Source organism: Pseudomonas sp. Pseusp88, assembly GCF_047303955.1.
GTDB lineage: Bacteria > Pseudomonadota > Gammaproteobacteria > Pseudomonadales > Pseudomonadaceae > Aquipseudomonas.
In genome coordinates this window covers 446408-471467 of sequence record NZ_JBGLYM010000002.1, presented here as the reverse complement: position 1 = coordinate 471467, position 25060 = coordinate 446408, and the positions used below count along the sequence as shown (strand labels likewise).

Annotated in this window: 22 protein-coding genes; 1 reads left to right on the top strand and 21 read right to left on the bottom strand. The window is 60.7% G+C overall.

Features of this window, described 5'->3' with window-relative positions:
• Window positions 1-233: 233 nt before the first annotated feature.
• Window positions 234-1298: an AI-2E family transporter gene (locus ACCD02_RS04615; RefSeq protein WP_413298834.1), complete on the top strand. Its 1065-nt coding sequence runs from the start codon at window positions 234-236 to the stop codon at window positions 1296-1298.
• A gap of 59 nt (window positions 1299-1357) precedes the next feature.
• Here ACCD02_RS04615 and nuoN read toward each other — a convergent pair whose 3' ends face one another.
• From nuoN to ACCD02_RS04510, 21 genes are all read right to left on the bottom strand, one after another.
• Window positions 1358-2815 carry an NADH-quinone oxidoreductase subunit NuoN gene (gene nuoN, locus ACCD02_RS04610; protein ID WP_413298832.1) on the bottom strand — a complete coding sequence of 486 codons (1458 nt, stop codon included), beginning with the start codon at window positions 2813-2815 and terminating at the stop codon, window positions 1358-1360.
• A gap of 7 nt (window positions 2816-2822) precedes the next feature.
• Complete coding sequence (gene nuoM / locus ACCD02_RS04605; protein WP_413298830.1) at window positions 2823-4355, bottom strand: NADH-quinone oxidoreductase subunit M; 1533 nt, start codon at window positions 4353-4355, stop codon at window positions 2823-2825.
• A gap of 39 nt (window positions 4356-4394) precedes the next feature.
• A complete protein-coding gene (gene nuoL / locus ACCD02_RS04600; protein WP_413298828.1) occupies window positions 4395-6248 on the bottom strand; it encodes an NADH-quinone oxidoreductase subunit L in 1854 nt (617 codons plus the stop codon).
• Window positions 6245-6553 carry an NADH-quinone oxidoreductase subunit NuoK gene (gene nuoK, locus ACCD02_RS04595; RefSeq protein ID WP_259106031.1) on the bottom strand — a complete coding sequence of 103 codons (309 nt, stop codon included), beginning with the start codon at window positions 6551-6553 and terminating at the stop codon, window positions 6245-6247. Before nuoK ends, nuoL begins: the two co-directional genes overlap by 4 nt.
• 3 nt (window positions 6554-6556) lie before the next feature.
• A complete protein-coding gene (gene nuoJ / locus ACCD02_RS04590) occupies window positions 6557-7057 on the bottom strand; it encodes an NADH-quinone oxidoreductase subunit J (RefSeq protein WP_413298826.1) in 501 nt (166 codons plus the stop codon).
• 9 nt (window positions 7058-7066) lie between these two features.
• Window positions 7067-7615, bottom strand: a complete 549-nt coding sequence (gene nuoI, locus ACCD02_RS04585; protein ID WP_413298824.1) for an NADH-quinone oxidoreductase subunit NuoI — start codon at window positions 7613-7615, stop codon at window positions 7067-7069.
• A 10-nt stretch (window positions 7616-7625) separates the two neighbouring features.
• Window positions 7626-8633 carry an NADH-quinone oxidoreductase subunit NuoH gene (gene nuoH, locus ACCD02_RS04580; protein WP_413298822.1) on the bottom strand — a complete coding sequence of 336 codons (1008 nt, stop codon included), beginning with the start codon at window positions 8631-8633 and terminating at the stop codon, window positions 7626-7628.
• Window positions 8630-11344, bottom strand: a complete 2715-nt coding sequence (nuoG, locus tag ACCD02_RS04575; RefSeq protein WP_413298820.1) for an NADH-quinone oxidoreductase subunit NuoG — start codon at window positions 11342-11344, stop codon at window positions 8630-8632. The genes nuoH and nuoG overlap by 4 nt, the downstream gene beginning before the upstream one ends.
• 135 nt (window positions 11345-11479) lie before the next feature.
• On the bottom strand, window positions 11480-12838 hold the full coding sequence (gene nuoF, locus ACCD02_RS04570; protein ID WP_413298818.1) for an NADH-quinone oxidoreductase subunit NuoF: 1359 nt from the start codon (window positions 12836-12838) through the stop codon (window positions 11480-11482).
• The gene (gene nuoE, locus ACCD02_RS04565) at window positions 12835-13332 is read right to left on the bottom strand and encodes an NADH-quinone oxidoreductase subunit NuoE (protein ID WP_413298816.1); all 498 of its coding nucleotides are present in this window, start codon (window positions 13330-13332) and stop codon (window positions 12835-12837) included. Before nuoE ends, nuoF begins: the two co-directional genes overlap by 4 nt.
• A 2-nt stretch (window positions 13333-13334) precedes the next feature.
• Window positions 13335-15116 (bottom strand): NADH-quinone oxidoreductase subunit C/D, encoded by a 1782-nt coding sequence (gene nuoC, locus ACCD02_RS04560; RefSeq protein WP_413298814.1) that lies wholly within the window; start codon window positions 15114-15116, stop codon window positions 13335-13337.
• A 75-nt stretch (window positions 15117-15191) separates the two neighbouring features.
• The gene (locus tag ACCD02_RS04555; RefSeq protein WP_259106039.1) at window positions 15192-15866 is read right to left on the bottom strand and encodes a NuoB/complex I 20 kDa subunit family protein; all 675 of its coding nucleotides are present in this window, start codon (window positions 15864-15866) and stop codon (window positions 15192-15194) included.
• Window positions 15867-15876: 10 nt separating this feature from the next.
• Complete coding sequence (locus tag ACCD02_RS04550) at window positions 15877-16290, bottom strand: NADH-quinone oxidoreductase subunit A (protein ID WP_413298812.1); 414 nt, start codon at window positions 16288-16290, stop codon at window positions 15877-15879.
• Window positions 16291-16739: 449 nt separating this feature from the next.
• Window positions 16740-18065: an isocitrate lyase gene (gene aceA, locus ACCD02_RS04545; RefSeq protein ID WP_259106041.1), complete on the bottom strand. Its 1326-nt coding sequence runs from the start codon at window positions 18063-18065 to the stop codon at window positions 16740-16742.
• Window positions 18066-18597: 532 nt separating this feature from the next.
• A complete protein-coding gene (locus ACCD02_RS04540; RefSeq protein WP_413298809.1) occupies window positions 18598-19344 on the bottom strand; it encodes a secretin N-terminal domain-containing protein in 747 nt (248 codons plus the stop codon).
• Between the two features lie 166 nt (window positions 19345-19510).
• Entirely contained in the window at window positions 19511-19936 is a 426-nt protein-coding gene (locus tag ACCD02_RS04535) for a GNAT family N-acetyltransferase (RefSeq protein WP_413298807.1), read from the bottom strand.
• On the bottom strand, window positions 19929-21098 hold the full coding sequence (locus ACCD02_RS04530; RefSeq protein ID WP_413298805.1) for a JmjC domain-containing protein: 1170 nt from the start codon (window positions 21096-21098) through the stop codon (window positions 19929-19931). Before ACCD02_RS04530 ends, ACCD02_RS04535 begins: the two co-directional genes overlap by 8 nt.
• 84 nt (window positions 21099-21182) lie before the next feature.
• Window positions 21183-22553 carry an adenylosuccinate lyase gene (gene purB / locus ACCD02_RS04525; protein ID WP_413298803.1) on the bottom strand — a complete coding sequence of 457 codons (1371 nt, stop codon included), beginning with the start codon at window positions 22551-22553 and terminating at the stop codon, window positions 21183-21185.
• 130 nt (window positions 22554-22683) lie between these two features.
• Window positions 22684-23304 (bottom strand): high frequency lysogenization protein HflD, encoded by a 621-nt coding sequence (gene hflD, locus ACCD02_RS04520; RefSeq protein WP_413298801.1) that lies wholly within the window; start codon window positions 23302-23304, stop codon window positions 22684-22686.
• Window positions 23304-24434 carry a tRNA 2-thiouridine(34) synthase MnmA gene (gene mnmA / locus ACCD02_RS04515; protein ID WP_413298799.1) on the bottom strand — a complete coding sequence of 377 codons (1131 nt, stop codon included), beginning with the start codon at window positions 24432-24434 and terminating at the stop codon, window positions 23304-23306. The genes hflD and mnmA overlap by 1 nt, the downstream gene beginning before the upstream one ends.
• A gap of 60 nt (window positions 24435-24494) precedes the next feature.
• Window positions 24495-24941 carry an NUDIX hydrolase gene (locus tag ACCD02_RS04510; protein ID WP_413298797.1) on the bottom strand — a complete coding sequence of 149 codons (447 nt, stop codon included), beginning with the start codon at window positions 24939-24941 and terminating at the stop codon, window positions 24495-24497.
• Window positions 24942-25060 lie beyond the last annotated feature (119 nt).

Here is a 25060-nt window from a genome sequence, read left to right as displayed (position 1 = left end):
GGGCCGGGGTTTGGGCCTTTGTCCTGCCTTTTCTGGTTTTTTTTTTTTTTTACGGGTTTTTTGTGGGGCCCGGGTTTTCGCGGTAAATCCGCCTCCCCGCAAAACCCCGCTCCCATATTAATCCCGCGTTGCCATGCCACCGTAGCTCGTCTCTCATTCCTGCGGCACTCGTTCAACGCGCTGTGGACTAAGCATTAGGTCGTGCGCTCGGCACGCCTGCTCAGGGACTGGCCATGAACGAAAATCCGCTGCATTACAAAACCTTTATGATTCTGTTGGTACTGGTCACGCTCGCCTTTATCTGGATTCTGCTGCCGTTCTACGGCGCGATGTTCTGGGCGGTGATGCTCGGTATTGTCTTTATTCCGCTGCAACGGCGCTTGCTGTTGCGTTTCAGCGGGCGACGCAACCTGGCTGCGCTGTGCACGCTGATGGTCTGCCTGGTGGTGGCCATCTTGCCGGTGATCGTGATCAGTGCCTTGCTGGTCCAGGAGGGCGCTACGCTCTACAAGAACGTTGAGAGCGGTCAACTGGATATCGGCACCTATCTGGCCGAATTCAAACGCCTGCTGCCGCGTTATACGCAGCATTGGCTCGATCGCCTGGGCATGGGTGATCTAAATGGTCTGCGCGACAAGATTGCCAAGTGGGCCATGCAGGGCAGCCAGGTGCTGGCGACCCAGGCGTTCAGTGTCGGTCAGGTGACCTTCGACTTCGTGGTGAGCTTTTTCATCATGCTGTACCTGCTGTTCTTCTGCCTGCGCGATGGCCAGGAGCTGGTACGCAAGGTTCGTCTGGCCATTCCTCTGGCCGAGCCGCAGAAGCGGCGCCTGCAACTCAAGTTTAACCGGGTGGTGCGCGCGACCATCAAGGGCAATGTAGTGGTCGCTATCACTCAGGGCGCGCTGGGCGGCTTGATCTTCTGGGCCTTGAGCATTCCCAGCGCCTTGCTCTGGGCTGTGGTCATGGGTTTTCTGTCGCTGTTGCCGGCGGTAGGGGCGGGGATCGTCTGGGCGCCGGTGGCCCTGTACTTCCTGCTGAGCGGGATGATCTGGCAGGGCGTGGTGCTGTCGCTGTTCGGGGTATTTGTCATCGGCCTGGTGGATAACGTGCTGCGGCCAATCCTGGTCGGCAAGGATACCCAGATGCCGGACTACCTGATCCTGATTTCCACTTTGGGCGGCATGGCCGTGTTCGGCCTCAATGGCTTCGTCATCGGACCCATGGTGGCGGCGCTGTTCATGTCCACCTGGGGCCTGTTCAGCAGCGCGAAGAAGACGGTGCGCCTGCCGGGCTGACTTCGCATCAGGCAAAAAAAAGCCCTGCATATGCAGGGCTTTCCTTTGCCAGCTGACCTTTACAGGCCGGCGTGCATGACCAGGTTCAGCAACGGTTGCGGGTACACACCGATGACGAAGGTCAGGATCGCGATCGCCAGCAGCATCACGCCACCGGTACGCTGTGCCCAGTTGAAGGCAGCATCGTGGCGCGGCATCTTGTTGTCTACCAGGTACATGGTGACCATCACCCGCAGATAGTAGAAAACACCGATGGCGCTACCGATGATCAGCGAACCGATCAGCCACCACAGCTGCGACTCGACGCCCGTGGCGATCATGTAGAACTTGCCGATAAAGCCGGCCGTCAGCGGGATGCCCGCCAGGGACAGCATCATCAGGGTCATGACCGCAGTCAGGTACGGACGCCGCCAGAACAGGCCGCGGTACTCGAACATGGCGTCAGCGTCGCGGCCGCTGTACGGCGACGACATCATGGTGACCACACCGAAGCTGCCCAGGGTGGTCAGCACGTAGGTCACCAGGTACACGCCGATGGCTTCCACGGCCATGCCGTTGCTGGCAACCAGGGCAATCATCAGGTAGCCGAAGTGGGCGATGGACGAGTAACCGAGCAGACGCTTGAGGTTGTTCTGCACCAGTGCCAGCAGGTTACCGACCAGGATCGAAGCAACGGCAATCACCGCCAGGACGTTATGCAGCACGCCGCTGTTGGCCACCGGAGAGATCTGGAACAGGCGCACCAGCACGGCGAACACCGCCACCTTGCTCGCCGTTGCCAGGAACGCAGCAACCGGAGCCGGAGCGCCTTCGTAGACGTCCGGGGTCCACAGGTGGAAGGGTACCAGCGACAGTTTGAACGCCAGGCCAACCACCATCATTGCCAGACCGACCTGGGAGATCGGGCCGGGCAGACCAGTGGCCGCCAGGGCCTTGCCGATACCTTCGAAGCTCAGGCTGCCGGCTTCGGCGTAGAGCAGGGCCATACCGAACAGCAGGAACGCCGAGCCTGCGGCCGACAGCACCATGTACTTGATGCCACCTTCCAGAGAGCGCTTGTTGAAGAAGGCGTAGGCCACCAGACCATAGACCGGCACCGACAACAGCTCCAGACCAATGAACAGGCCCGCCAGATGTTGGGCGCTGACCAGTACCATGGCGCCTGCTGCTGCCAGCAGGATCAACAGGTACAACTCTTCGCGGTTGCCCGGGTAGCCGACCTTGCCATCGCCGAGGTAGGCGTGGGCCATGGTCACACAAGCCAGGGTCGAAGCGAGGATCAACGCCATGTACAGGCAGGCGAAGTTATCGATGTGCAGCAGTGGAGTGACTACCAATGGGGCGACTTTCAGCGCCGGGTAGACCGACAGCAGGGCCAGATTGAGCCCGGCTACGGTCAGAAGGAACGTTTGCGAGTGATTGCGGCGCCAGGCGATTGCCAGCATCACCACGACAATCGTGGCGCTGACAATCAGCAGTGGCGCAAGCGCAATAAAGTGTTGAGTCGTCAGGTCCATAGCGCTCTTACCGGGCCGAAGCGAGTTGAGTGAAGGCAGTGCCGAGCCATTGCTGCACGCCATGCATGGTAGCCGCCGAGGTATCGAGGACCGGCTGCGGGTAAACCCCGAGCAGGACCAGCAACACCGCCAGGCCGAGCACCATGATCAATTCACGACCATCCATGCCCTTGAGGACCGCGTCCGATTTGGACGGGCCAAAGTAGGCGCGGTGGATCATGATCAACGAGTAGACGGAGCCGAACACCAGACCGGAAGTCGCGATGGAGGTGATCCATGGCGAGCTGACGAAGGTGCCGAGCAGGATCAGGAACTCACCGACGAAGTTGCCGGTGCCCGGCAGACCCAGAGAGGCGGCTGCGAAGAACAGGCTGATCGCCGGCAGGTAAGCGATGCGCGACCACAGGCCACCCATCTCACGCATGTCACGGGTATGCAGACGCTCGTACAGCTGGCCGCTGAGGATAAACAGTGCCGCCGCCGACAGACCGTGGGCAATCATCTGCCCGACCACGCCTTGCAGCGCTTGCTGGCTGCCGGAGTAGATGCCGATCAGCACGAAACCCATGTGCGAGACGCTGGAGAAGGCGATCAGGCGCTTGATGTCGGTCTGGGCAAACGCCAGGAAGGCACCGTAGAAGATCCCGATCAGGCCGAGCACCATGGCGATCGGCGCGAACTCGGCCGAAGCGTTGGGGAACATCGGCAGGGCGAAGCGCAGCAGGCCATAGGCAGCGGTTTTCAACAGGATACCGGCCAGGTCCACCGAACCCGCTGTAGGCGCCTGGGCGTGGGCATCCGGCAGCCAGGAGTGGAATGGCACCACCGGCAGCTTGACCGCGAAGGCAATGAAGAAGCCCAGCATCAGGATGTATTCGGTGCCGTGGGACAGCTTGGTCTTCAGCAGGTGGGCATAATCGAAGGAGATTGTGCCGGTCTGGTTGAAGTTGACCAGCACGAGACCCAGGATCGCCACCAACATGATCAGGCCGCTGGCCTGAGTGAAGATGAAGAACTTGGTCGCTGCGTAGATTCGTGTCTTCTTGCCGTCCGCCGAGCTGTGACCCCAGAGCGCGATGAGGAAATACATCGGCACCAGCATCATTTCCCAGAAGAAGAAGAACATGAACAGGTCGATGGCCAGGAATACCCCGACCACGCCGCCCAGGATCCACATCAGGTTGAGGTGGAAGAACCCAACGTTACGCTGGATCTCTTTCCACGAACACAACACCGACAGCACGCCGAGCAGGCCGGTCAGCAGGATCATCAGCAGCGACAGACCATCCAGCGCCAGGTGCACGCTGATACCGAAGCGCTGAATCCACTGATGCTGGAATTCAACGACCCAGGTCGGATCCGCGCCAGGAGTCGGCGCATAGCTGTAGTTGCCGGTACCCCACAGCCACAGGCCCAGGGCCAGTTCGAGGGACATGGTCAGCAGCGCGATCCAGCGCGGCAGGGTGTGGCCGAAGCGCTCACCCTGCCAGCACAGCAGGCCACCGATAAAAGGGATCAGGATTAGCCAAGGCAGAATCATGACGGGCTCAATTCCTTTCGCAAATTCGCAAGGTTCATGTCAGACCGCAACCAGAACGACGGCACCGAGTACCAGAACGGCACCGGCGGCGATCGAGGCGGCATACCAACGCAGCTGGCCTGTCTCGCTACGGGCCATCAGGGAGTTGCCACCCTTGACCAGACGCGGGATCAGACCAATGGTGCGGTCGAGCGGGTCACTGCGCAGTACATGGCTGAGGGCCAGATAAGGCTTCACGAACAGCTTGTCGTAAATCCAATCGAAGCCCCAGGCCGCGAACCACCAGGCCGAGAGGAAACGGCCCGGACCGCTGTTGGCAATGGCGCTGACGAAGCGACGCTTGCCCAGGAACAGCACGGCTGCCAGCAGGATACCGGCCAGGGCAATGGCGCCCGAGGCGATTTCCAGACTGTGCTTGGCTTCGCCACCGGCATGACCTGCGCTTTGCGGCAATACACCAGCCAGTGGCGGGTGAATCCAGGCGCCGATGAAGGTCGACAGCACGATCAGTACGCTCAGCGGCAGCCAATGGGAAATCCCGTGGCCGGCGTGGGCTTCGGTCTTGGCTTCACCGTGGAAGGTGATGAAGATCAGGCGGAAGGTGTAGAGCGAGGTCATGAACGCACCGACCAGACCGGCGTACAGCAGACCGTTGTGACCGCTGGCGAAGGCTTCCCAGAGGATCTCGTCCTTGGAGTAGAAGCCGGCCGTGACCAGAGGCAGGGCGGCCAGTGCAGCGCCACCGACGATGAAGCTGGCGTAGGCCAGTGGCAGTTTCTTCCACAGACCGCCCATCTTGAAGATGTTCTGCTCGTGGTGGCAGGCAACGATCACCGCACCGGAAGCAAGGAACAGCAGGGCCTTGAAGAAGGCGTGGGTCATCAGGTGGAAGATCGCGCCTTCCCAGGCGCCAACGCCCAGGGCCAGGAACATGTAGCCGATCTGGCTCATGGTCGAGTAGGCGAGGATACGCTTGATGTCGGTCTGTACCAATGCGGCAAAACCGGCCAGCACCAGGGTCACGCCACCGACGATACCGACCAGATGCAGGATGTCCGGGGCCAGGGTGAACAGGCCGTGGGTCCGGGCAATCAGGTAGACACCGGCGGTCACCATGGTTGCGGCGTGGATCAGTGCCGAAACCGGGGTAGGACCGGCCATCGCATCCGCCAGCCAGGTTTGCAATGGCAACTGCGCGGATTTACCGACAGCGCCGCCCAGCAGCATCAGGGTCGCCAGCACGATCCACGGGTCACCGACCTGGAAGTGCTGAGGCGCACGCACCAGCAGTTCCTGGACGTTCAGCGTACCCAGTTGCTGGAACAGAATGAACAGGCCGATGGCCATGAACACGTCGCCGATGCGGGTAACGATGAAAGCCTTGAGTGCGGCGTTGCCGTTGGCGCGGTTGCTGAAGTAGAAACCGATCAACAGGTACGAGCACAGGCCCACGCCTTCCCAACCGAAGTACAGGAACAACAGGTTATCGCCCAGGACCAGGAACAGCATGCTGGCGATAAACAGGTTGGTGTAGGCGAAGAAACGCGAGTAGCCGTCTTCACCGCGCATGTACCAGGAGGCGAACAGGTGGATCAGGAAACCGACACCCACCACCACGCCCAGCATGGTGATGGACAGGCCGTCCAGATACAGCGCGAAGTTCGGCTCGAAGCCATCTACCGAGATCCAGCGCCACAGCACCAGGGTGTAGTGACCACCCTCGGGCGGTGCGACGTTAAACTGCCAGATAACCCAGGCGGCAACAATGGCCGACAGGCCGATGGAGCCGACGCCGATCAGGGCCGCGAGGTTTTCGGAGATTTTCCCGCGCGAGAACGACAGCAACAGGAAACCGATCAGGGGGAATACGAAAGTCAGAAAGATAAGGTTCATCCGCGCATCTCGCTGGCAGCATCGATATCGAGAGTGTGGAAGCGGCGATACAACTGCAGCAGGATCGCCAGGCCGATACTGGCCTCGGCGGCTGCCAGGCTGATCACCAGGATGAACATGATCTGTCCATCCGGCTGCGCCCAACGGCTGCCCGCCACGATGAACGCCAGGGCGGCGGAGTTCATCATGATTTCCAGGCTCATCAATACGAAGAGAATGTTACGGCGCGCAAGCAGGCCCGCGAGGCCAAGGCAGAACAGGATCCCGGCAACCGCCAGGCCATGTTCGAGAGGGATAGCATTCATGAGTTACTCCTTCGCCTCGTTGCGGCCGAGGTGGAAAGCGGTCACGACAGCTGCCAGCAGCAGCATCGAGGCCAGTTCCACCACCAGCAGGTAAGGACCGAACAGACTGATACCGACAGCCTTGGCGTCAACCGTGGTGTGGCCGATGCCGGCACCGTTCGAATAGGTGAACAGCACGTAGATCAGCTCGGCCAGCAGCAGGCCGCAGAGCAGGATCGGGCCAAGCCAGATACCGGGCTTGAGCCAGGTACGTTCCTGTTCGACCGAAGCCGGACCCAGGTTGAGCATCATCACCACGAACACGAACAGCACCATGATGGCGCCAGCGTAGGCGATCACTTCCAGGACACCGGCGAACGGTGCGCCGAGGCTGAAGAAAGTCATGGCCACGGCAATCAGCGAGATGATCAGGTAGAGCAGGGCGTGCACCGGGTTCTTGTTGGTGATCACCCGCAGGGTGGACACAACAGCGATACCGGATGCGAAATAGAAAGCGAATTCCATCTTTCTTCCTTAAGGCAGCAAGCTCTTGACGTTGATCGGTTCGGCTTCATTCTGCGCGGAGCCCTTAGGCTTACCGGCGATGGCCATACCGGCGACGCGATAGAAGTTGTAGTCGGGGTTCTTGCCAGGGCCGGAGATCAACAGATCTTCCTTCTCGTAGACCAGATCCTGACGCTTGAACTCGGCCATTTCGAAATCCGGTGTCAGCTGGATGGCGGTGGTCGGGCAGGCTTCTTCGCACAGGCCGCAGAAGATGCAGCGCGAGAAGTTGATGCGGAAGAACTCCGGGTACCAGCGACCGTCGTCGGTTTCGGCTTTCTGCAGCGAGATGCAGCCGACCGGGCAGGCCACGGCGCACAGGTTGCAGGCAACGCAACGCTCTTCGCCGTCAGGATCGCGGGTCAGGACAATACGACCACGGTAGCGCGGCGGCAGGTACACCGGCTCTTCCGGGTACTGCAAGGTGTCGCGCTTGCGGAATGCATGCGAGAACACCATCACCAGGCTGCGAAACTGGGTGTAGGTGCCATGCACGATATTGAAAATGTACTTGAGCATGGTTATGTCCTCACTGAGCCACGCCGGCGGGCGTGTTCAACAACACGATCGCGGCGGTTACCAGCAGATTGATCAGGGTCAGCGGCAGGCAGAATTTCCAGCTGAAATCCATCACCTGGTCATACCGTGGGCGCGGGATCGAAGCGCGCAGCAGGATGAACAGCATGATGAAGAACGCGGTCTTCAGGGCGAACCAGACGAAGGCCAGCTGCGGCAGGATATTGAACGGGCCATGCCAGCCGCCGAAGAACAGGGTCACCAGCAGTGCCGAGATCAACACGATGCCGATGTACTCGCCGACGAAGAACATGCCCCATTTCATACCGGCGTATTCAATATGGTAGCCGTCAGCCAGTTCCTGTTCCGCTTCCGGCTGGTCGAAGGGGTGACGGTGAGTCACGGCTACGCCCGCGATGAAGAAGGTCAGGAAACCGAAGATCTGCGGAATGATGAACCACAGGTGTTCGGCCTGGTACTTGACGATATCGCTCATGTTGAACGAACCGACCTGAACCACCACGCCCATAAGCGACAGGCCCATGAACACTTCGTACGACACGGTCTGGGCCGAAGCCCGCAGGCTGCCGAGCAGGGCGAACTTGTTGTTACTCGACCAGCCGGCGAACAACACCGCGTAGACCGACAGACCGGCCATGGCGAAGAAGAACAGCAGGCCGATGTTCAGGTCCGCCACCAGCCAGGTCTCGGTGACCGGGATGATACTGAAGGCGATCAGCAGGGCGCTCATGGCGACCACCGGGGCCAGGGTGAAAATCACCTTGTCGGCGAACGGTGGAGTCCAGTCTTCCTTGAAGAACATCTTCAGCATGTCGGCCGCAATCTGGAACGCACCGAACGGACCGACCCGGTTAGGGCCGTAACGGTCCTGCCAGAGGGCGAGCAAACGACGCTCGACCCAGCTGAGCAGCGCGCCGCAGATCACCACGGCGAGCAGGATCACTACCGCCTTGAGTACGGCGATGATCGAATCGATTACGACAGGAGTGAACCAGGTCATTGCGCTGCCTCCTGCAAGCCATCGACGGTTTTACCGAACACTGCAGGCGGGATACCGGCCAGACCGGCTGGCAGGGCCACCAGGCCAGCACCCAGCTCTTCGTTGATACGCAGCGGCAGACGCAGGGTCTGGCCAGCAACGTTCAGGCTGAGCAGGGCGCCATCGTTGACACCCAGGCGATCGGCTTCGGACTTGGCCAGGGCCACGTAGGCTTCTGGAATGCGTTCCTGTACCGGTGCGGCCTTGGACGAAGTCTCGTCGCTGCCGAACAGATGGTAGAACGGTACGACCTGCCAGGTGCCACGGGCCGGTGCGAAAGCACCCGGTACGTTGGCGAACCAGGACAGGTTGTCACCCTTGCTTTCAATCAGGCGGGTGCCCGGATCACCGGCACGCAAATGACCACCGACTTCGTCCTGGAACTTGTTCCAGGCCTGTGGCGAGTTCCATCCCGGCGACCAGGCGAACGGCACTTGCTGACGCGGTTCGGCCGAGCCCGAGTAGCCTTCCATGGAGAAGGAGAACGCGGTGTCCTGGTCTTGCGACGTACGTGGTTCATGCACGCTGATATTGGCGCGCATGGCGGTACGGCCGCTGTAACGCAGCGGTTCGCGAGCCAGTTTCAGACCCTTGATGCGGAACGCAGCGGACGGCGCGGCATCAATGATCCCGGCCAGTTGCGCGGAGCTTGCGGCGCAGGCTGCGGTGACGTGGTCGAGTTGGGTCCAGTCCACCGGCTTGTTCAGCAGGGTGGCGCGCAGGGCATGCAGCCAGCGCCAGCCTTCGTGAACCAGGATGCTGGCGTCCAGGTAGGTTGGGTCGAACACCTGGAAGAAGCGCTGGGCGCGGCCTTCCTGGCTGACCAGAGTACCGTCGCCTTCGGCGAAGCTGGCCGCTGGCAGAACCAGGTGAGCCTTGTCGCTGGTCGGGGTCTTCTGATGGTCGGCCACGATCACCACTTTCGCGGCGGCGAAAGCGGCATCGACAGTGGCGGCATCGACACGGCGATACAGATCGTTTTCCAGCACGACGATGGCGTCGGCCTTGCCCGAGATCACCGCTTGCAGGGCGGCGTCAACGGACTCACCACCGAACATCGCCAGACCCATGCTGTTGGCTTCCGGCACGATCAGGCTCAGGGAGCCTTGCTTGTCGCGCAGTTTCAGCGCCTTGGCGATGTTGGCCGCGGCTTCGATCAGCGCGGTCGAGCCCAGGGAACTGCCGGAGATGATCAGTGGACGCTTGGCCGCGAGCAGGGCGGCGGCGATGCGCTGGGCCAGCTCGAGGGCTTCGCTGTCCAGGCCTTCCACGGCAGGGGCGCTGGCGTCTATGGCGTGGGCCACGGCGAAACCGATGCGCGCCAGGTCGTCGGGAGCGGCGTGGACGCACTCTTCGGCGATATCGTCGAGACGGGTTTCAGCCAGGCTGGCAATGAACAGCGGGTTCAGCTCGTGCTGGCCGATGTTCTTCACTGCAGCATCAAGCCACGGCTGGACCTTCATCGCCGCCGCCATGTCTTCGGCTTTGTTCTTCACCAGCTGACGCAGGCCCAGGGCCATGCGCGCAGCAGTCTGGGTCAGGTCTTCGCCGAGGACGAACACGGCGTCGTGATCTTCGATGTCGCGCAGGGTCGGAACCGGCAACGGGCTGTCGTTCAGCACCTTGAGAATCAGGCGCAGACGCTCCAGTTCACCAGCTTCGATACCCGAGTAGAAGTGCTCGGCACCGACCAGCTCACGCAGGGCGTAGTTGCTTTCCAGGCTGGCGCGGGGCGAGCCGATACCGACGATGTTGCGGCCACGCAGCAGATCGGCGGCCTTGTCCAGTGCGCCGTCAAGGCTGAGCTTCTCGCCATTGGCCAGCAGTGGCTGGCGCGGGCGGTCTTCGCGGTTGACGTAGCCATAGCCGAAGCGACCACGGTCGCACAGGAAGTACTGGTTGACCGAACCGTTGAAGCGGTTCTCGATACGGCGGATTTCACCGTAGCGCTCACCGGGGCTGATGTTGCAACCGCTGGAGCAGCCGTGGCAGATGCTCGGCGAGAACTGCATGTCCCATTTGCGGTTGTAACGCTCGGAGTGAGTCTTGTCGGTGAATACACCGGTCGGGCAGACCTCGGTGAGGTTGCCGGAGAACTCGCTTTCCAGGGTGCCGCTTTCAACGCGACCGAAGTACACGTTGTCATGAGCGCCGAACACGCCCAGGTCAGTGCCACCGGCATAGTCTTTATAGAAGCGTACGCAGCGATAGCAGGCGATGCAGCGGTTCATCTCGTGAGCGATGAACGGGCCGAGTTCCTGGTTCTGGTGAGTACGCTTGGTGAAGCGATAACGGCGCTCGTTGTGGCCGGTCATCACGGTCATGTCTTGCAGGTGACAGTGGCCGCCTTCCTCACACACCGGGCAGTCGTGCGGGTGGTTGGTCATCAGCCATTCGACAACACTGGCGCGGAAGGCCTTGGATTCATCGTCATCGATGGAGATCCAGGTGTTGTCGGTGGCCGGGGTCATACAGGACATGACGATGCGACCACGGGTGTCGTTCTCGTCGTTGTACTGCTTGACCGCGCACTGGCGACAGGCGCCGACGCTACCAAGAGCGGGGTGCCAGCAGAAATAAGGGATGTCGAGTCCGAGGGACAGACAGGCCTGTAACAGGTTGTCTGCACCATCGACTTCGAGCGCTTTGCCGTCTACGTGGATAGTAGCCATGGTTCAAAGTTCTTCGTTGGCCCGGTGTCAGCGGGCGTGGCTAATGGAATCTCGGTGCTACCCGTATCAAACAGCCGTGAGGCGTCATCGGGTACGAGATCGGCAGCCTGTTGGCTGCCGATCCTTTCTGTCTTGTTATGCGCCAACCACAATCGGACGTTGGAAGGCCGCCGGGCTGGTATCGCTCACGGGGGCGATACCGGCTTCGAACTCCGACCTGAAGTATTTGATTGCGGCGCCCAGCGGCTCCACTGCGCCCGGTGCGTGGGCACAGAAAGTGCGGCCCGGGCCGAGGAAACCGACCAACCCTTGCAGGGTCTCGATGTCGCCCGGCTGGCCCTGGCCTTTTTCCAGGGCGCGCAGGATCTTCACGCTCCATGGCAGGCCGTCGCGGCAAGGCGTGCAGAAACCACACGACTCCTGGGCGAAGAACTCTTCCATGTTGCGCAGCAGGGAGACCATGTTGACGCTGTCGTCGACGGCCATTGCCAGGCCCGTACCCATCCGGGTGCCGACCTTGGCCACGCCACCGGCGTAGAACTGGCAGTCCAGGTGCTCAGGGAGCAGGAAGCCGGTACCGGCGCCGCCTGGCTGCCAGCACTTGAGCTTGAAGCCATCGCGCATGCCGCCGGCGTAGTCTTCGAACAATTCGCGGGCAGGCAGGCCGAATGGCAGCTCCCACAGGCCGGGGTTCTTGACCTTGCCGGAGAAGCCCATGAGCTTGGTGCCCATGTCTTCACTGCCCGGGCGGGCCAGGGATTTGTACCAGTCGTTGCCATTGGCGACGATGCCGGGCACGTTGCACAGGGTCTCGACGTTGTTCACGCAAGTCGGTTTGCCCCACACGCCCACGGCGGCAGGGAAGGGCGGCTTGGAGCGCGGGTTGGCGCGACGGCCTTCCAGGGAGTTGATCAGTGCCGTTTCTTCGCCGCAGATGTAACGCCCGGCACCAGTGTGGACAAACAGCTCGAAGTCGAAGCCGCTGCCCAGGATGTTCTTGCCCAACAGGCCTGCCGCTTCGGCTTCTTTCACCGCGCGACGCAGGTTCTTCGCCGCCGTGGTGTACTCGCCACGCAGGAAGATATAGCCACGGTAGGCTTTCAGTGCGCGGGCACTGATCAGCATGCCTTCGATCAGCAGATGGGGCTGCTGCTCCATCAGCATGCGGTCTTTCCAGGTGTTGGGTTCCATCTCATCCGCGTTGCACAGCAGGTAGCGGATGTTCATGGATTCGTCTTTGGGCATCAGGCCCCATTTGACGCCAGTGGGGAAGCCCGCACCGCCACGACCCTTGAGGCCGGAATCCTTGACGGCCTGGACGATGTCGTCAGCCGACATGTCGGCGAACGCTTTGCGCGCAGCGGCATAGCCGTTCTTCTGCTGGTATTCGTCGAGCCAGATCGGCTCGCCGTCGTCACGCAGGCGCCAGGTCAGCGGATGGGTTTCCGCAGCACGGGCGATGGTGTTGGCCGGACCGAAAGAAGTGATGGTCATGGGTAAGCCTCCAACATCTTGGCGACGCCACCTGGCTGCACATCGCCGAAGGTGTCGTCATCGACCATCACGGCCGGGGCCTTGTCGCAGTTGCCCAGGCAGCACACCGGCAGCAAGGTGAAGCGGTTGTCGGCAGTGGTCTGGCCCAGGCCGATACCCAGCGAGCGCTGGATTTCGCTGACCACGTTCTCGTGGCCGCCGATGTAGCAGACCATACTGTTGCAGACGCGAATGATGTGGCGCCCCACCGGCTGACGGAAGATCTGGCTATAGAACGTCGCCACCCCTTCTACGTCGCTGGCCGGTATGCCGAGGACTTCGCTGATGGCGTAGATGGCGCCGTCTGGCACCCACCCGCGCTCACCCTGAACGATCTTCAGGGCTTCGATAGACGCCGCGCGCGGGTCTTCGTAGTGATGCATCTCGTGCTCGATGGCCGAGCGCTCGGTTTCGCTCAGCGCGAAACGGTCTGTCTGGATAAGCGTGTTATTCATGCTTAGCGGTCCACGTCAGCCATAACGAAGTCGATACTACCCAGGTACGCGATCAAGTCCGCGACCATGCTGCCTCTGATCACCGAAGGGATCTGTTGCAGGTGCGGGTAACTTGGGGTGCGGATCCGGGTACGGTAGCTCATGGTGCCGCCGTCGCTCGTCAGGTAGTAACTGTTGATGCCCTTGGTCGCTTCGATCATCTGGAAGGACTCGTTGGCCGGCATGACCGGACCCCACGAAACCTGCAGGAAGTGCGTGATCAGGGTCTCGATGTGTTGCAGGGTGCGCTCTTTCGGCGGCGGCGTAGTCAGCGGGTGATCCGCCTTGTACGGGCCTTCCGGCATGTTGCGCATGCACTGCTCGATGATCTTGAGACTCTGGCGCATCTCTTCCACGCGGACGATGCAGCGGTCATAGGCGTCGCCGTTGGCAGCCAGCGGTACTTCGAACTCGAAATTCTCGTAACCCGAATAAGGACGGGCCTTGCGCAGGTCGAAATCGCAGCCGGTGGAACGCAGGCCGGCGCCGGTGACACCCCAGGACAACGCTTCCTTGGTGTTGTAGGCGGCGACACCGATGGTCCGGCCCTTGAGGATGCTGTTGTCCAGTGCGGCCTTCTGGTATTCGTCCAGACGCTTGGGCATCCACTCGATGAAGTCCTTGACCAGCTTTTCCCAGCCACGCGGCAGGTCGTGGGCGACGCCACCGATGCGGTACCAGGCCGGGTGCAGACGGAAACCGGTGATCGCTTCGATCACGGTGTAGGCGCGCTGACGATCGGTGAAGGTGAAGAACACCGGGGTCATGGCGCCGACGTCCTGGATGTAGGTACCCAGGAACAGCAGGTGGCTGGTGATACGGAAGAACTCGGCCATCATGATGCGGATGGTGTCGACCTTCTCCGGCACCTTGATACCGGCCAGCTTCTCGACCGAGAGCACGTACGGCAGGTTGTTCATCACCCCGCCGAGGTAGTCGATACGGTCGGTGTAGGGGATGAAGCTGTGCCAGGACTGGCGCTCGGCCATTTTTTCGGCACCACGGTGGTGGTAGCCGATGTCCGGGACGCAGTCGACGATTTCTTCGCCGTCCAGCTGCAGGATGATGCGGAACGCACCGTGAGCCGAAGGGTGGTTCGGGCCCAGGTTGAGGAACATGTAGTCCTCGTTGGTGCCCGAACGCTTCATGCCCCAGTCTTCCGGCCGGAAGCGCGCGGCTTCTTCTTCAAGCTGCTGCTTGGCCAGGGTCAGGCTGTACGGGTCGAACTCGGTGGCGCGTGCCGGGAAGTCCTTGCGCAGCGGGTGACCTTCCCAGGTCGGCGGCATCATGATGCGGCTCAGGTGCGGGTGACCCGGGAAGTCGATCCCGAACATGTCCCACACTTCACGCTCATACCAGTTGGCGTTCGGCCAGATGCTGGTCACGGTAGGCACGCTGAGGTCGCCTTCGGACAAGGCCACCTTGATCATTACGTCACTATTACGCTCTACCGACAGCAGGTGGTAGAACACCGTGAAGTCGGCGCCAGGCAGGCCGCGACGATGGGTGCGCAGGCGCTCGTCGACACCATGCAGGTCGTAGAGCATGGAGTAGGGCTTGGGCAGCTGGCGCAGGAACGACAGCACTTCGAACAGTCGGGCACGCTCGACCCACAGTACCGGCATGCCGGTACGGGTGGCCTGGGCGGTGAACGCCTCGGCGCCAAAGCGATTGTTCAGTTCAACGACGACGTCTTGGTCGTCAGCCTTGTAAGGCGGGATATACAGAGCGGTGCCTGTAGTCATAGGTCTCGATCACTATCGGTCAACGTACAGAATGAACCCGGTTTCTTGTCTTTTTTGTAAAAAGAGAGAGCTGGATCAGACTTCGTCGGGGCTGCGCAGGTTGGTGACCTGAATACGCTGTTCGCGGCGCTGTTCCTTTTGCGACGGCATCTCGGCGCGATATACGCCTTGTTCACCGACGACCCAGGACAGAGGGCGACGCTCCTGGCCGATGGATTCCTGCAGCAGCATCAAGCCTTGCAGGAACGCTTCGGGGCGGGGCGGGCAGCCAGGCACGTAGACATCCACGGGGAGGAACTTGTCCACGCCCTGGACTACGGAATAGATGTCGTACATGCCACCGGAGTTGGCACACGAACCCATGGAGATGACCCACTTGGGTTCGAGCATTTGCTCGTAGAGGCGCTGGATGATCGGCGCCATCTTGATGAAGCAGGTACCTGCAATGACCATGAAGTCGGCCTGGCGCGGTGATGCCCGGATGACTTCGGCGCCGAAGCGGGCGATGTCGTGGGGCGCCGTGAAGGCGGTGGTCATTTCCACATAGCAGCACGAAAGGCCGAAGTTGTACGGCCAAAGGGAGTTCTTGCGACCCCAGTTGACTGCACCACTCAGCACGTCTTCGAGCTTGCCCATGTAGATGTTTTTGTGGACTTGATCTTCTAACGGATCGGAAACGGTTTCCCGTTGGCCGATCGGGTACTGATCGTTAGGAGCATCCGGGTCGATCCTGGTGAGATTGTATTGCATCGCCAAAGCCTCATTGTTTTAGCTTCGCCTGCCGAGTACGACGACCTTCGGGAGCCCAGTCAAGGGCCCCGACGCGCCATAGGTAGACAAGACCTGCCAACAGAATTGCTATGAAAACGAGTGCTTCGACGAATCCGGTCCAGCCGCTTTCGCGGACGGACACAGACCAGGCAAAGAGAAAGAGGGCTTCGATGTCGAAGATCACGAAGAGCATCGCGACCAGATAGAATTTTGCCGAGAGGCGCAGGCGTGCACTGCCGGTAGGCAGCATGCCGGACTCGAACGGTTCGTTTTTGCTGCGACCCCAGGCTTTGCTGCCCAGGAGGCTTGAGAGACCGAGCATGAAGGCACAGAGGCCGACAACACCCAAGAGGAAAATGGCGAAGCCCCAGTTGTGGGCAATCAATCCTGTTGAATCTTGCATACTGGCAGTCCTTAACAGAGAGCAAAGGTCTCTGGGCTTGGTGAAGAGAATAGCTGAGTGACGATATGTCGCAGGGAATCAATCCATTGATTTTATGGCTAAACAGTTGGCAAGTAAATTTACTACATCAAAATTATTGAATGAATTAATCGTCGAGGTTCGGCGCTCCGGGCTGCAGGGCAGGCGGGGCGGGCATTACGTGGCATTTTGTTAATTATGTTTCTTGGTGGGCGCAACGAAATTTAACCGCTACATTAAATGATAATTAATATCATTTGGAGGCTCTTCCCATAGTGTAGTCCTGATATTGTCCGACTACCGCGCTTTATTAGCCGACGCACAGTTTTAACAATGAAATGAGAAGGCCGCCGCAAAACGCGATTCCGGCTGTCACGCAAACAAACAGGCCGCTTTGAGGGCGGCCTGTTTGCGTACGACGAGGGGGAGGATCAGTGGAACTGTTCTTCCTCGGTGGAACCGGTCAGCGCGGTCACCGAAGACGCGCCACCCTGGATCACGGTGGTCATGTCGTCGAAGTAGCCGGTGCCTACTTCCTGCTGGTGCGCCACAAAGGTGTACCCCTTGTTGGCGTCAGCGAATTCCTGTTCCTGCAGCTTCACGTAGGCGGTCATGTCGTTGCGGGCGTAGTCGTGCGCCAGGTTGAACATGCTGTGCCACATGTTGTGGATGCCTGCCAGGGTGATGAACTGGTGCTTGTAGCCCATGGCCGACAGTTCGCGCTGGAACTTGGCGATGGTCGCGTCGTCCAGGTTCTTCTTCCAGTTGAAGGAAGGCGAGCAGTTGTAGGACAGCAGCTGGTCCGGGTATTCCTTCTTGATCGCCTCGGCGAAGCGACGGGCTTCGTCCAGGTCTGGCTTGGCGGTTTCGCACCAGATCAGGTCGGCATATGGCGCGTAGGCCAGGCCACGGGAGATGGCCTGGTCGAGTCCGGCGCGGACCTTGTAGAAGCCTTCCGGCGTACGGGTACCGGTTACGAACGGCTGATCGTACGGGTCGCAGTCGGAGGTCAGCAGGTCGGCAGCGTTGGCGTCGGTACGGGCCAGGATGATGGTCGGTACACCGGCCACGTCAGCGGCCAGGCGGGCGGCGACCAGCTTCTGCACGGCTTCCTGGGTCGGCACCAGAACCTTGCCGCCCATGTGACCGCATTTCTTCACCGAGGCCAGTTGGTCTTCGAAGTGCACGCCGGCGGCGCCTGCTTCGATCATGTTCTTCATCAGTTCGTAGGCGTTGAGTACGCCGCCGAAACCGGCTTCGGCGTCAGCCACGATTGGCGCGAAGTAGTCGATATAGCCTTCATCGCCCGGGTTCTTGCCGGCTTTCCACTGGATCTGGTCGGCGCGACGGAACGAGTTGTTGATGCGCTTGACCACGGTTGGAACCGAGTCCACCGGGTACAGCGACTGGTCCGGGTACATCGACTCGGCCGAGTTATTGTCGGCGGCAACCTGCCAGCCGGACAGGTAGATGGCCTGGATACCGGCCTTGACCTGTTGTACTGCCTGGCCGCCGGTCAGGGCGCCCATGCAGTTGACGAAGTCCTTGTCGGGACGGAACGAAGGCTTGGCACCTTGGGTGACCAGGTTCCAGAGCTTCTCGGCGCCCAGCTTGGCAAACGTGTGTTCAGGTTGAACCGAGCCACGCAGGCGGACGACGTCAGCAGCGGAATAAGTACGGGTCACGTTTTTCCAGCGCGGATTTTCGGCCCAGTCTTTTTCGATAGCCGCTATTTGTTGTTCGCGTGTCAGTGCCATGGAGATAAACCTCGTCGCATATCTTGGTTGAAAGTCCCTGCTCCGCCAGGCTGCACCTTGAAGGCGCAGGAAAGGCTGCTCGCTGACCAGACGCTGGCTGCAAGGCCATTGTTCGGGCGAGGAAAACGACGGTTACGAATGTTGACACTGAGGGGTAGAAGGCCGGGCGACATGGGGTATCCGTAGTGGGCAAGTTGGCTCGTGGATGCCGTGTTGCGATCACTGCGGGAAAACCTGGCTGCGTACTGCGCTTCCGTCCCTCGGGACAACTTCGTTCCAGTCGCAACCTCGTCAAACTGCCTTGTGGGCGTACTAACACGAATCGACTCGATGGGGTGCTTTGAGTGGCGATCCGGAGGCTTTGCAGAGCCTCTGATTAGCGGGAGCGGGGTCATCATGCAACGGCATTTTTCACCCGTCAAACGTTTTGTAGTGTTTTTTTGGTGGCACTACATCTTTGGTCTAATACGACTAATCAGTCAGTTCAGGGCTGATTAGTATCGATTTTCCGGGGCGCTCCGGCAGTCATTGCTCAATCCAGGGTTTCCACCTTCACACGCAGGGTCATGTCGTCGCGACCCTGGGTGGCGTAGCGTTTGGCGACGCCCTGCTGATCGGCGGTGGACTGGTTGCTGACGCCCGCCAGAGTGATCCATTCGCCCAGGCGGCCGCTGACCTGGCTGTCGGTACTCTGCACCTTGATCGCATCGGCCTGTTCCTGGCTCATGCGGTCACGGTTGGTACTGATGTTCAGGTGCACGATATCGCCGGTGATGCTGGCGGTGACGTAGAAGCCCTGGGTAACGTTGCGGTACTGGGTATCGGTGCGCGAGTAGCCGTAGCTGTCGGTCTGGCTGGTGGTCAGGGGCACGCTCTGGCCGACCTGGATCAGAGCGGGCGTACCTTCGCTTGCCTGGACCTGCTGGCTGCCGCCTTCGCGGCTGGCGGTGCCGTAGCTGATGACCCGGCCCTGATTGTTGCCGGAGATGTTCTGGTTGGCGGTATCGCTGGTGTCGACGGTGATCAACAGGCGTTTGGGCGCGGTGTCCAGTTGCTTGAGCAAGCCACGTAACTCGTCGATCTTGCCGGGGTCGGCATTGACGATCAATTGGTTGCCGTAGGCGCTGACGGTGCCGTCCTTGCCGATGAAGGATTTGGCCACCGGTAGCAGGTCATCGCTGGTGCGATAGCTCAATGGCAGCACTTCGGTAGCGGCCATGGCGCAGACGCTACATGTGAGCAGCAGGGTGGTAAGCAGGGTGCGTAAAGACATGTCCATTTCTCCGCGAACGGCGCGTTAGAGCCTGATTGTTGCCAGTTTGCCAGTTTGTCGGCCCGCAGGGAGGCAAATTGAATCGGACATGGCAAAACGCCCCGGCATCTGCACTTCAGCATAGTCAGACTGAAGTGAGATGACAGGGCGTTCAGGGTGTTACAGATGTGGATCAGTTGCCGCTGCGCACCATGTCGACATGGGGCAGGCCGGCTTCGAGGAACTCGTCACTGACCACGGTAAAGCCGAAGCGCTCGTAGAATCCGGTGGCCTGGACCTGGGCACTGAGTTTCTGCCGTTGCAGCCCGCGACGTTCGGCTTCGCCGATCACCGTTTGCAGCAGTGCTTCGCCGACTTTCAGGCCGCGCCAATCCTTGAGTACCGACAGGCGACCTATTTCGCCATCAGGGAGCAGGCGGGCGGTGCCGATCGGGTAGTCACCCTCGAAGGCGAGGAAGTGAATCGCGTCGGCGTCTTCAGCGTCCCATTCCAGTTCTGGCGGCACCGACTGTTCGGCGATGAATACCGCTTCGCGGATACGGCGGATAGCGGCGTTGTCCTTGTGCCAGTCAGCAACACTTACGTGGAGTCTATTCATCGGCAAATCCCAGGCTTCCTTGTTTGACCAGCTCGCAGAGCAGGTTGCGTCCTTCTTCGTCGCTCAGCCACTGCTCGAGGTTTTCGCTGTGCAGGGCATCGGCCGCACACACCAGCTTGAGCAGCTCGCGCAGATGGCCTGGCAGCAGGCGGCTCTGGCCGCTGGCGAATAGTAGCAAATCGTCATCCACTTCAGACCAGGCCAGGCGCGCGCTCGGGTTACGAATGAGTACTGCGCCCTGTTCCAGGCTGGCGAGCAGGTCTTCTTCCTGCAGATCTTCGCTCCCTGCAACCAGTTCCGGGTAGCGCGGCTCAGTCATGAACTGGCCGAACCAGGTCAGCAGCAGACGTTCGTCGCTCATGTGCTCAGCGAGCAGGCTTTTGAGGCGGTCCAGAGCGTCGTGCTGGATCTGGTGCGGATCGCTGACCGGCTGTGCATCGGCATCGCTGTAACGGTCTTCATCCGGCAGGAACTGACTGAGGAAATCGGTGAAATGGGTTAATACTTCTGCGGCGCTCGGCGCGCGGAAACCCACCGAATAGGTCACGCACTCATCCACGGCCACACCCCAATGTGCCAGGCGCGGCGGCAGGTAGAGCATGTCGCCGGGTTCCAGAGTCCATTCTTCGCTGTCCTGGAATTCGGCGAGGATGCGCAGGTCCGCATGCTCGATCAGCGGGCTCTGGGAGTCGCACATCTGGCCGACTTTCCAGTGACGCTTGCCGTGGCCCTGCAGCAGGAACACGTCGTAGTTGTCGAAATGCGGACCGACGCTGCCGCCTGGTGCGGCGTAGCTGATCATGATGTCATCGATGCGCCAGCTCGGCAGGAAACGGAAGTTTTCCAGCAGCTCGCCGACTTCCGGGACGAACTGGTCGACGGACTGCACCAGCAGGGTCCAGTCGCGCTCCGGCAGCTCGCTGAAAGCGTCTTCGGCGAACGGGCCGCGACGCATTTCCCATGGACGGTCGCCGTTTTCGATCACCAGACGCGATTCGACTTCTTCTTCCAGGGCCAGACCAGCCAGTTCGTCCGGGTCGATCGGGCTCTGGAAGTCCGGGATTGCCTGACGGATCAGCAGGGGCTTTTTCTGCCAGTAGTCACGCAGGAAGACGCGTGCCGAGATGCCGCCAAGCAGCTGAAGAGGAATATCAGGATTCATGTGTAACCTATTGAAAAAACGAATTTTTACGACTGGAATAAAAACGCCCGGCTCAGCCGGGCGCTTAGAGCGTTTTGTTGCAGGTCAGATGCGCATGGCCTGGGCCACGGCATTGCCAATGTAGTTGCCTGGCGTGAGCTTTTTCAGCTCGGCACGGGCTTCGGCAGGCATGTCCAGACCGTCGATGAAAGTCTGCAATGCTTCAGGGCTGATGCCTTTGCCGCGAGTCAGCTCTTTGAGCTTTTCGTATGGGTTTTCGATGTTGTAGCGACGCATGACTGTCTGGATCGGCTCGGCCAGGACTTCCCAGCAGGCGTCCAGGTCGGCGGCGATCTTCTGTTCGTTCAGCTCCAGCTTGCCGATGCCTTTGAGGCTGGCTTCGTAGGCGATGACACTATGGGCAAAGCCCACGCCCAGGTTGCGCAGTACGGTGGAGTCGGTCAGGTCGCGCTGCCAGCGGGAGATCGGCAGTTTGCTCGCCAGGTGCTGGAACAGCGCGTTGGCGATACCCAGGTTGCCTTCGGAGTTTTCGAAGTCGATCGGGTTGACCTTGTGCGGCATGGTCGAGGAACCGATTTCGCCAGCGATGGTGCGCTGCTTGAAATAGCCCAGGGAGATATAGCCCCAGATATCGCGATCGAAGTCGATCAGGATGGTGTTGAAGCGGGCGATGGCGTCGAACAGCTCGGCGATATAGTCATGCGGCTCGATCTGGGTGGTGTAGGGGTTGAAGCCCAGGCCCAGTTCGTCTTCGATGAAGGCACGGGCGTTTTCTTCCCAGTCGACGTCCGGGTAGGCCGACAGGTGAGCGTTGTAGTTGCCCACCGCGCCGTTGATCTTGCCCAGCAGGGGTACGGCGGCGAATTGAGCGATCTGGCGCTCAAGACGGTAGACCACGTTGGCCAGTTCCTTGCCCAGGGTGGTCGGCGATGCCGGCTGACCGTGGGTGCGCGACAGCATTGGCACGTTGGCGAAGCGGATGGCCAGTTCACGGATGGAACCGGCGATTTCGCGCATCAGTGGCAGCAACACGTTGTCACGACCTTCGCGCAGCATCAGGGCGTGGGACAGGTTGTTGATGTCCTCGCTGGTGCAGGCGAAGTGGATGAACTCGCTGACTTTGTTCAGCTCAGGCAGCTTGGCAGCCTGTTCCTTGAGCAGGTACTCCACGGCTTTTACGTCGTGGTTGGTGGTGCGTTCGATCTCTTTGACGCGCTCGGCGTGGACCAGGGAGAAGTCCTCGGCCAGGGTGTCGAGAATGGCATTGGCTTCGGCGGAGAACGCCGGCACTTCGGTGATTGCCGGGTGAGCGGCCAGGCGCTGGAGCCAGCGTACTTCAACCATGACGCGGAAACGGATCAGACCGTATTCGCTGAAAATAGGGCGCAGGGCCTGGGTTTTGCCGGCGTAGCGGCCGTCAACAGGGGAAACCGCAGTGAGCGAAGAGAGCTGCATGGGGTGTTCTCGGACAGTCGGTCAACGAAATTGGGCGCATATCATACATGAAATCTCGGGTCTTACCGGTTCCGGCTGACCAACGTAGATCGCCCAGCGTGTGGAGCAAGCGTGTCGATGGCAGGCGGTGTCAGCCGTGCATCAACGGGTACAGTTCTTTCAACAACTTGCGTCGGCTGATTACCAGTTGCCAGCGGTGACCGCCAACTTGTCGCCAAAGGCGGGCGCAGCGGATACCGGCAAGGAGCAGGGCGCGGATCTTCGAGGCGTTGTTGGGTTGTTGCAGATTGCGCATGTCGCCATGCACCTGGATGCGTTGGCGCAAGGTGCTCAGGGTGTCCTGGTACAACGCGCCGGTCGCGGCAATGACGTTTTCGTGGGTCACGCCAAAATGTTCAACCTGGGACTTGATCTGCGGCAAACGCTTGCCGATGGTGTCCAGCATGTCGTCGCGCTTGGCCAGTTGACGTTCCAGGCCGAGCATCGACAGGGCATAGCGCAGCGGCTCGCGTTGCAAGGTCTGCGGATCCCGCTCCAGGGCGCTGGCCAGGGCGCGATAACCCTCGCGCAGATTCAGGTCGTCACCACCGAAGACGTCCAGGGTGTCCTTGGGGTCCAGGACCAGCAGGGTGCCGAGCATGCAGTTGAGCGCAGCGTCGTTGACCTGGCCGGTCTTGGCGATACGATCGACCAGCACGGCGGCCTGAAACACGGCCCCCAGGGCGGTGAGTTGCTCCTGAATCGGGCTCATCAACGTTTGTCCTTGCTGTACCAGGGTTCGGCGACTTCGATGACGCCGCCACCCAGGCAGATCTCACCGTCGTAAAACACTACGGATTGTCCAGGTGTCACGGCGCGCTGTGGCTCGTCGAACACGGCGCGGTAGCCATCGGCGGTCTGCTCCAGTGTGCAGGCCTGGTCGCCCTGGCGATAGCGGACCTTGGCGGTCAGGCGACGCGGGCTGCTCAGGTCCACCGGATTGACCCAGTAGATCTGCGAGGCAATCAGGGCCTGGGAAAACAGCCACGGATGGTCGTTACCCTGGCCGACGATCAGCTCGTTGTGCTCCAGGTCCTTGACCAGTACGTACCACGGCTCGTCACCGGCGTCCTTGAGGCCGCCGATGCCCAGGCCCTGGCGCTGGCCGATGGTGTGGTACATCAGGCCTGCGTGACGACCGATGACTTCGCCTTCAGTGGTCTTGATTATGCCCGGCTGGGCAGGCAGGTACTGGCGCAGGAAGTCCGTAAAACGGCGTTCGCCGATAAAACAGATGCCGGTGGAGTCTTTCTTCTTTGCCGTGGCCAGGCCATGTTTCTCGGCGATGGCGCGTACTTCCGGCTTTTCCAGCTCGCCAACCGGGAACAGGGTCTTGGCGATCTGTTCGCCGCCGACGGCATGCAGGAAGTAACTCTGGTCCTTGTTCGGGTCCAGGCCCTTGAGCAGTTCAGTGCGGCCGTCAACGTCACGGCGGCGCACGTAGTGGCCGGTAGCAATGAGGTCGGCACCCAGGCTCATGGCGTAGTCGAGGAACGCCTTGAACTTGATTTCGCGGTTACACAGGATGTCCGGGTTGGGCGTGCGCCCGGCCTTGTACTCTTCGAGGAAGTGCTCGAAGACATTGTCCCAGTATTCCGCAGCGAAGTTGGCGGTGTGCAGCTTGATGCCGATGCGGTCACAGACGGCCTGGGCGTCGGCGAGGTCTTCGCGGGCGGTGCAGTATTCCGTTCCATCGTCTTCTTCCCAGTTCTTCATGAACAGGCCTTCCACCTGATAACCCTGCTCCATGAGCAGGACGGCGGATACGGAAGAGTCTACGCCGCCGGACATGCCGACGATGACGCGCGTCTTTTCTGGTGAGGAAAGGGCTGGATCAGACATAGGAGTTCAACGGGCAGCTTTAAAAAAGACGCGATTCTAGCAGGCTCGCGTCCCTGAGTCTCATACCGTGTCGCGCAGCAGATTGAGGCTGAAGCGTTCGCCGCCCAGGTAGTCCTCGACACAGCGCATTACCAGCTCGCTGCGCCAGCGCTGCTGTTCGGCGGCCAGTTCATCGCGGCTCAGCCATAACGGGCCGATGATGCCATCATCCAGGTCCAGCTCGGGGTGGTGGCGCAATGGCTTGGCGGCGAAGCAGATGCGTTGGTAGGTCACGCCGTTGCTGGGCGCGGTGTAGAGATAGATGCCGACCACGCTGGTCAGTTCGACGTCCCAGCCGGTTTCTTCCAGGGTTTCGCGGAGGGCGGCCTGTTGCAGGGTTTCGTTGGCCTCCAGATGCCCGGCAGGCTGATTAAGTACGGCACGACCACCCTTGAGTTCTTCGACGAAGAGGAAGCGACCCTGATCTTCGACGATGGTGGCGACGGTGACGTGGGCAAGCCATTGCATATAAACGGATGCTCCGTGGTAGTGAGGGTTGTGTCGCAATCTTCGTGGGACCGGCTTTGGCCGGGAAGGCATTTGTGAAGATAAAGCAAATGTAGTGGATGTACCGGACCATTCCCGGC

Excerpts from the sequence above, each read along its gene's own strand:
- ACCD02_RS04615 (WP_413298834.1), top strand. The coding sequence starts at position 234 with ATGAACGAAAATCCGCTGCATTACAAAACCTTTATGATTCTGTTGGTA.
- nuoN (WP_413298832.1), bottom strand. The coding sequence starts at position 2,815 with ATGGACCTGACGACTCAACACTTTATTGCGCTTGCGCCACTGCTGATT.
- nuoM (WP_413298830.1), bottom strand. The coding sequence starts at position 4,355 with ATGATTCTGCCTTGGCTAATCCTGATCCCTTTTATCGGTGGCCTGCTG.
- nuoL (WP_413298828.1), bottom strand. The coding sequence starts at position 6,248 with ATGAACCTTATCTTTCTGACTTTCGTATTCCCCCTGATCGGTTTCCTG.
- nuoK (WP_259106031.1), bottom strand. The coding sequence starts at position 6,553 with ATGAATGCTATCCCTCTCGAACATGGCCTGGCGGTTGCCGGGATCCTG.
- nuoJ (WP_413298826.1), bottom strand. The coding sequence starts at position 7,057 with ATGGAATTCGCTTTCTATTTCGCATCCGGTATCGCTGTTGTGTCCACC.
- nuoI (WP_413298824.1), bottom strand. The coding sequence starts at position 7,615 with ATGCTCAAGTACATTTTCAATATCGTGCATGGCACCTACACCCAGTTT.
- nuoH (WP_413298822.1), bottom strand. The coding sequence starts at position 8,633 with ATGACCTGGTTCACTCCTGTCGTAATCGATTCGATCATCGCCGTACTC.
- nuoG (WP_413298820.1), bottom strand. The coding sequence starts at position 11,344 with ATGGCTACTATCCACGTAGACGGCAAAGCGCTCGAAGTCGATGGTGCA.
- nuoF (WP_413298818.1), bottom strand. The coding sequence starts at position 12,838 with ATGACCATCACTTCTTTCGGTCCGGCCAACACCATCGCCCGTGCTGCG.
- nuoE (WP_413298816.1), bottom strand. The coding sequence starts at position 13,332 with ATGAATAACACGCTTATCCAGACAGACCGTTTCGCGCTGAGCGAAACC.
- nuoC (WP_413298814.1), bottom strand. The coding sequence starts at position 15,116 with ATGACTACAGGCACCGCTCTGTATATCCCGCCTTACAAGGCTGACGAC.
- ACCD02_RS04555 (WP_259106039.1), bottom strand. The coding sequence starts at position 15,866 with ATGCAATACAATCTCACCAGGATCGACCCGGATGCTCCTAACGATCAG.
- ACCD02_RS04550 (WP_413298812.1), bottom strand. The coding sequence starts at position 16,290 with ATGCAAGATTCAACAGGATTGATTGCCCACAACTGGGGCTTCGCCATT.
- aceA (WP_259106041.1), bottom strand. The coding sequence starts at position 18,065 with ATGGCACTGACACGCGAACAACAAATAGCGGCTATCGAAAAAGACTGG.
- ACCD02_RS04540 (WP_413298809.1), bottom strand. The coding sequence starts at position 19,344 with ATGGACATGTCTTTACGCACCCTGCTTACCACCCTGCTGCTCACATGT.
- ACCD02_RS04535 (WP_413298807.1), bottom strand. The coding sequence starts at position 19,936 with ATGAATAGACTCCACGTAAGTGTTGCTGACTGGCACAAGGACAACGCC.
- ACCD02_RS04530 (WP_413298805.1), bottom strand. The coding sequence starts at position 21,098 with ATGAATCCTGATATTCCTCTTCAGCTGCTTGGCGGCATCTCGGCACGC.
- purB (WP_413298803.1), bottom strand. The coding sequence starts at position 22,553 with ATGCAGCTCTCTTCGCTCACTGCGGTTTCCCCTGTTGACGGCCGCTAC.
- hflD (WP_413298801.1), bottom strand. The coding sequence starts at position 23,304 with ATGAGCCCGATTCAGGAGCAACTCACCGCCCTGGGGGCCGTGTTTCAG.
- mnmA (WP_413298799.1), bottom strand. The coding sequence starts at position 24,434 with ATGTCTGATCCAGCCCTTTCCTCACCAGAAAAGACGCGCGTCATCGTC.
- ACCD02_RS04510 (WP_413298797.1), bottom strand. The coding sequence starts at position 24,941 with ATGCAATGGCTTGCCCACGTCACCGTCGCCACCATCGTCGAAGATCAG.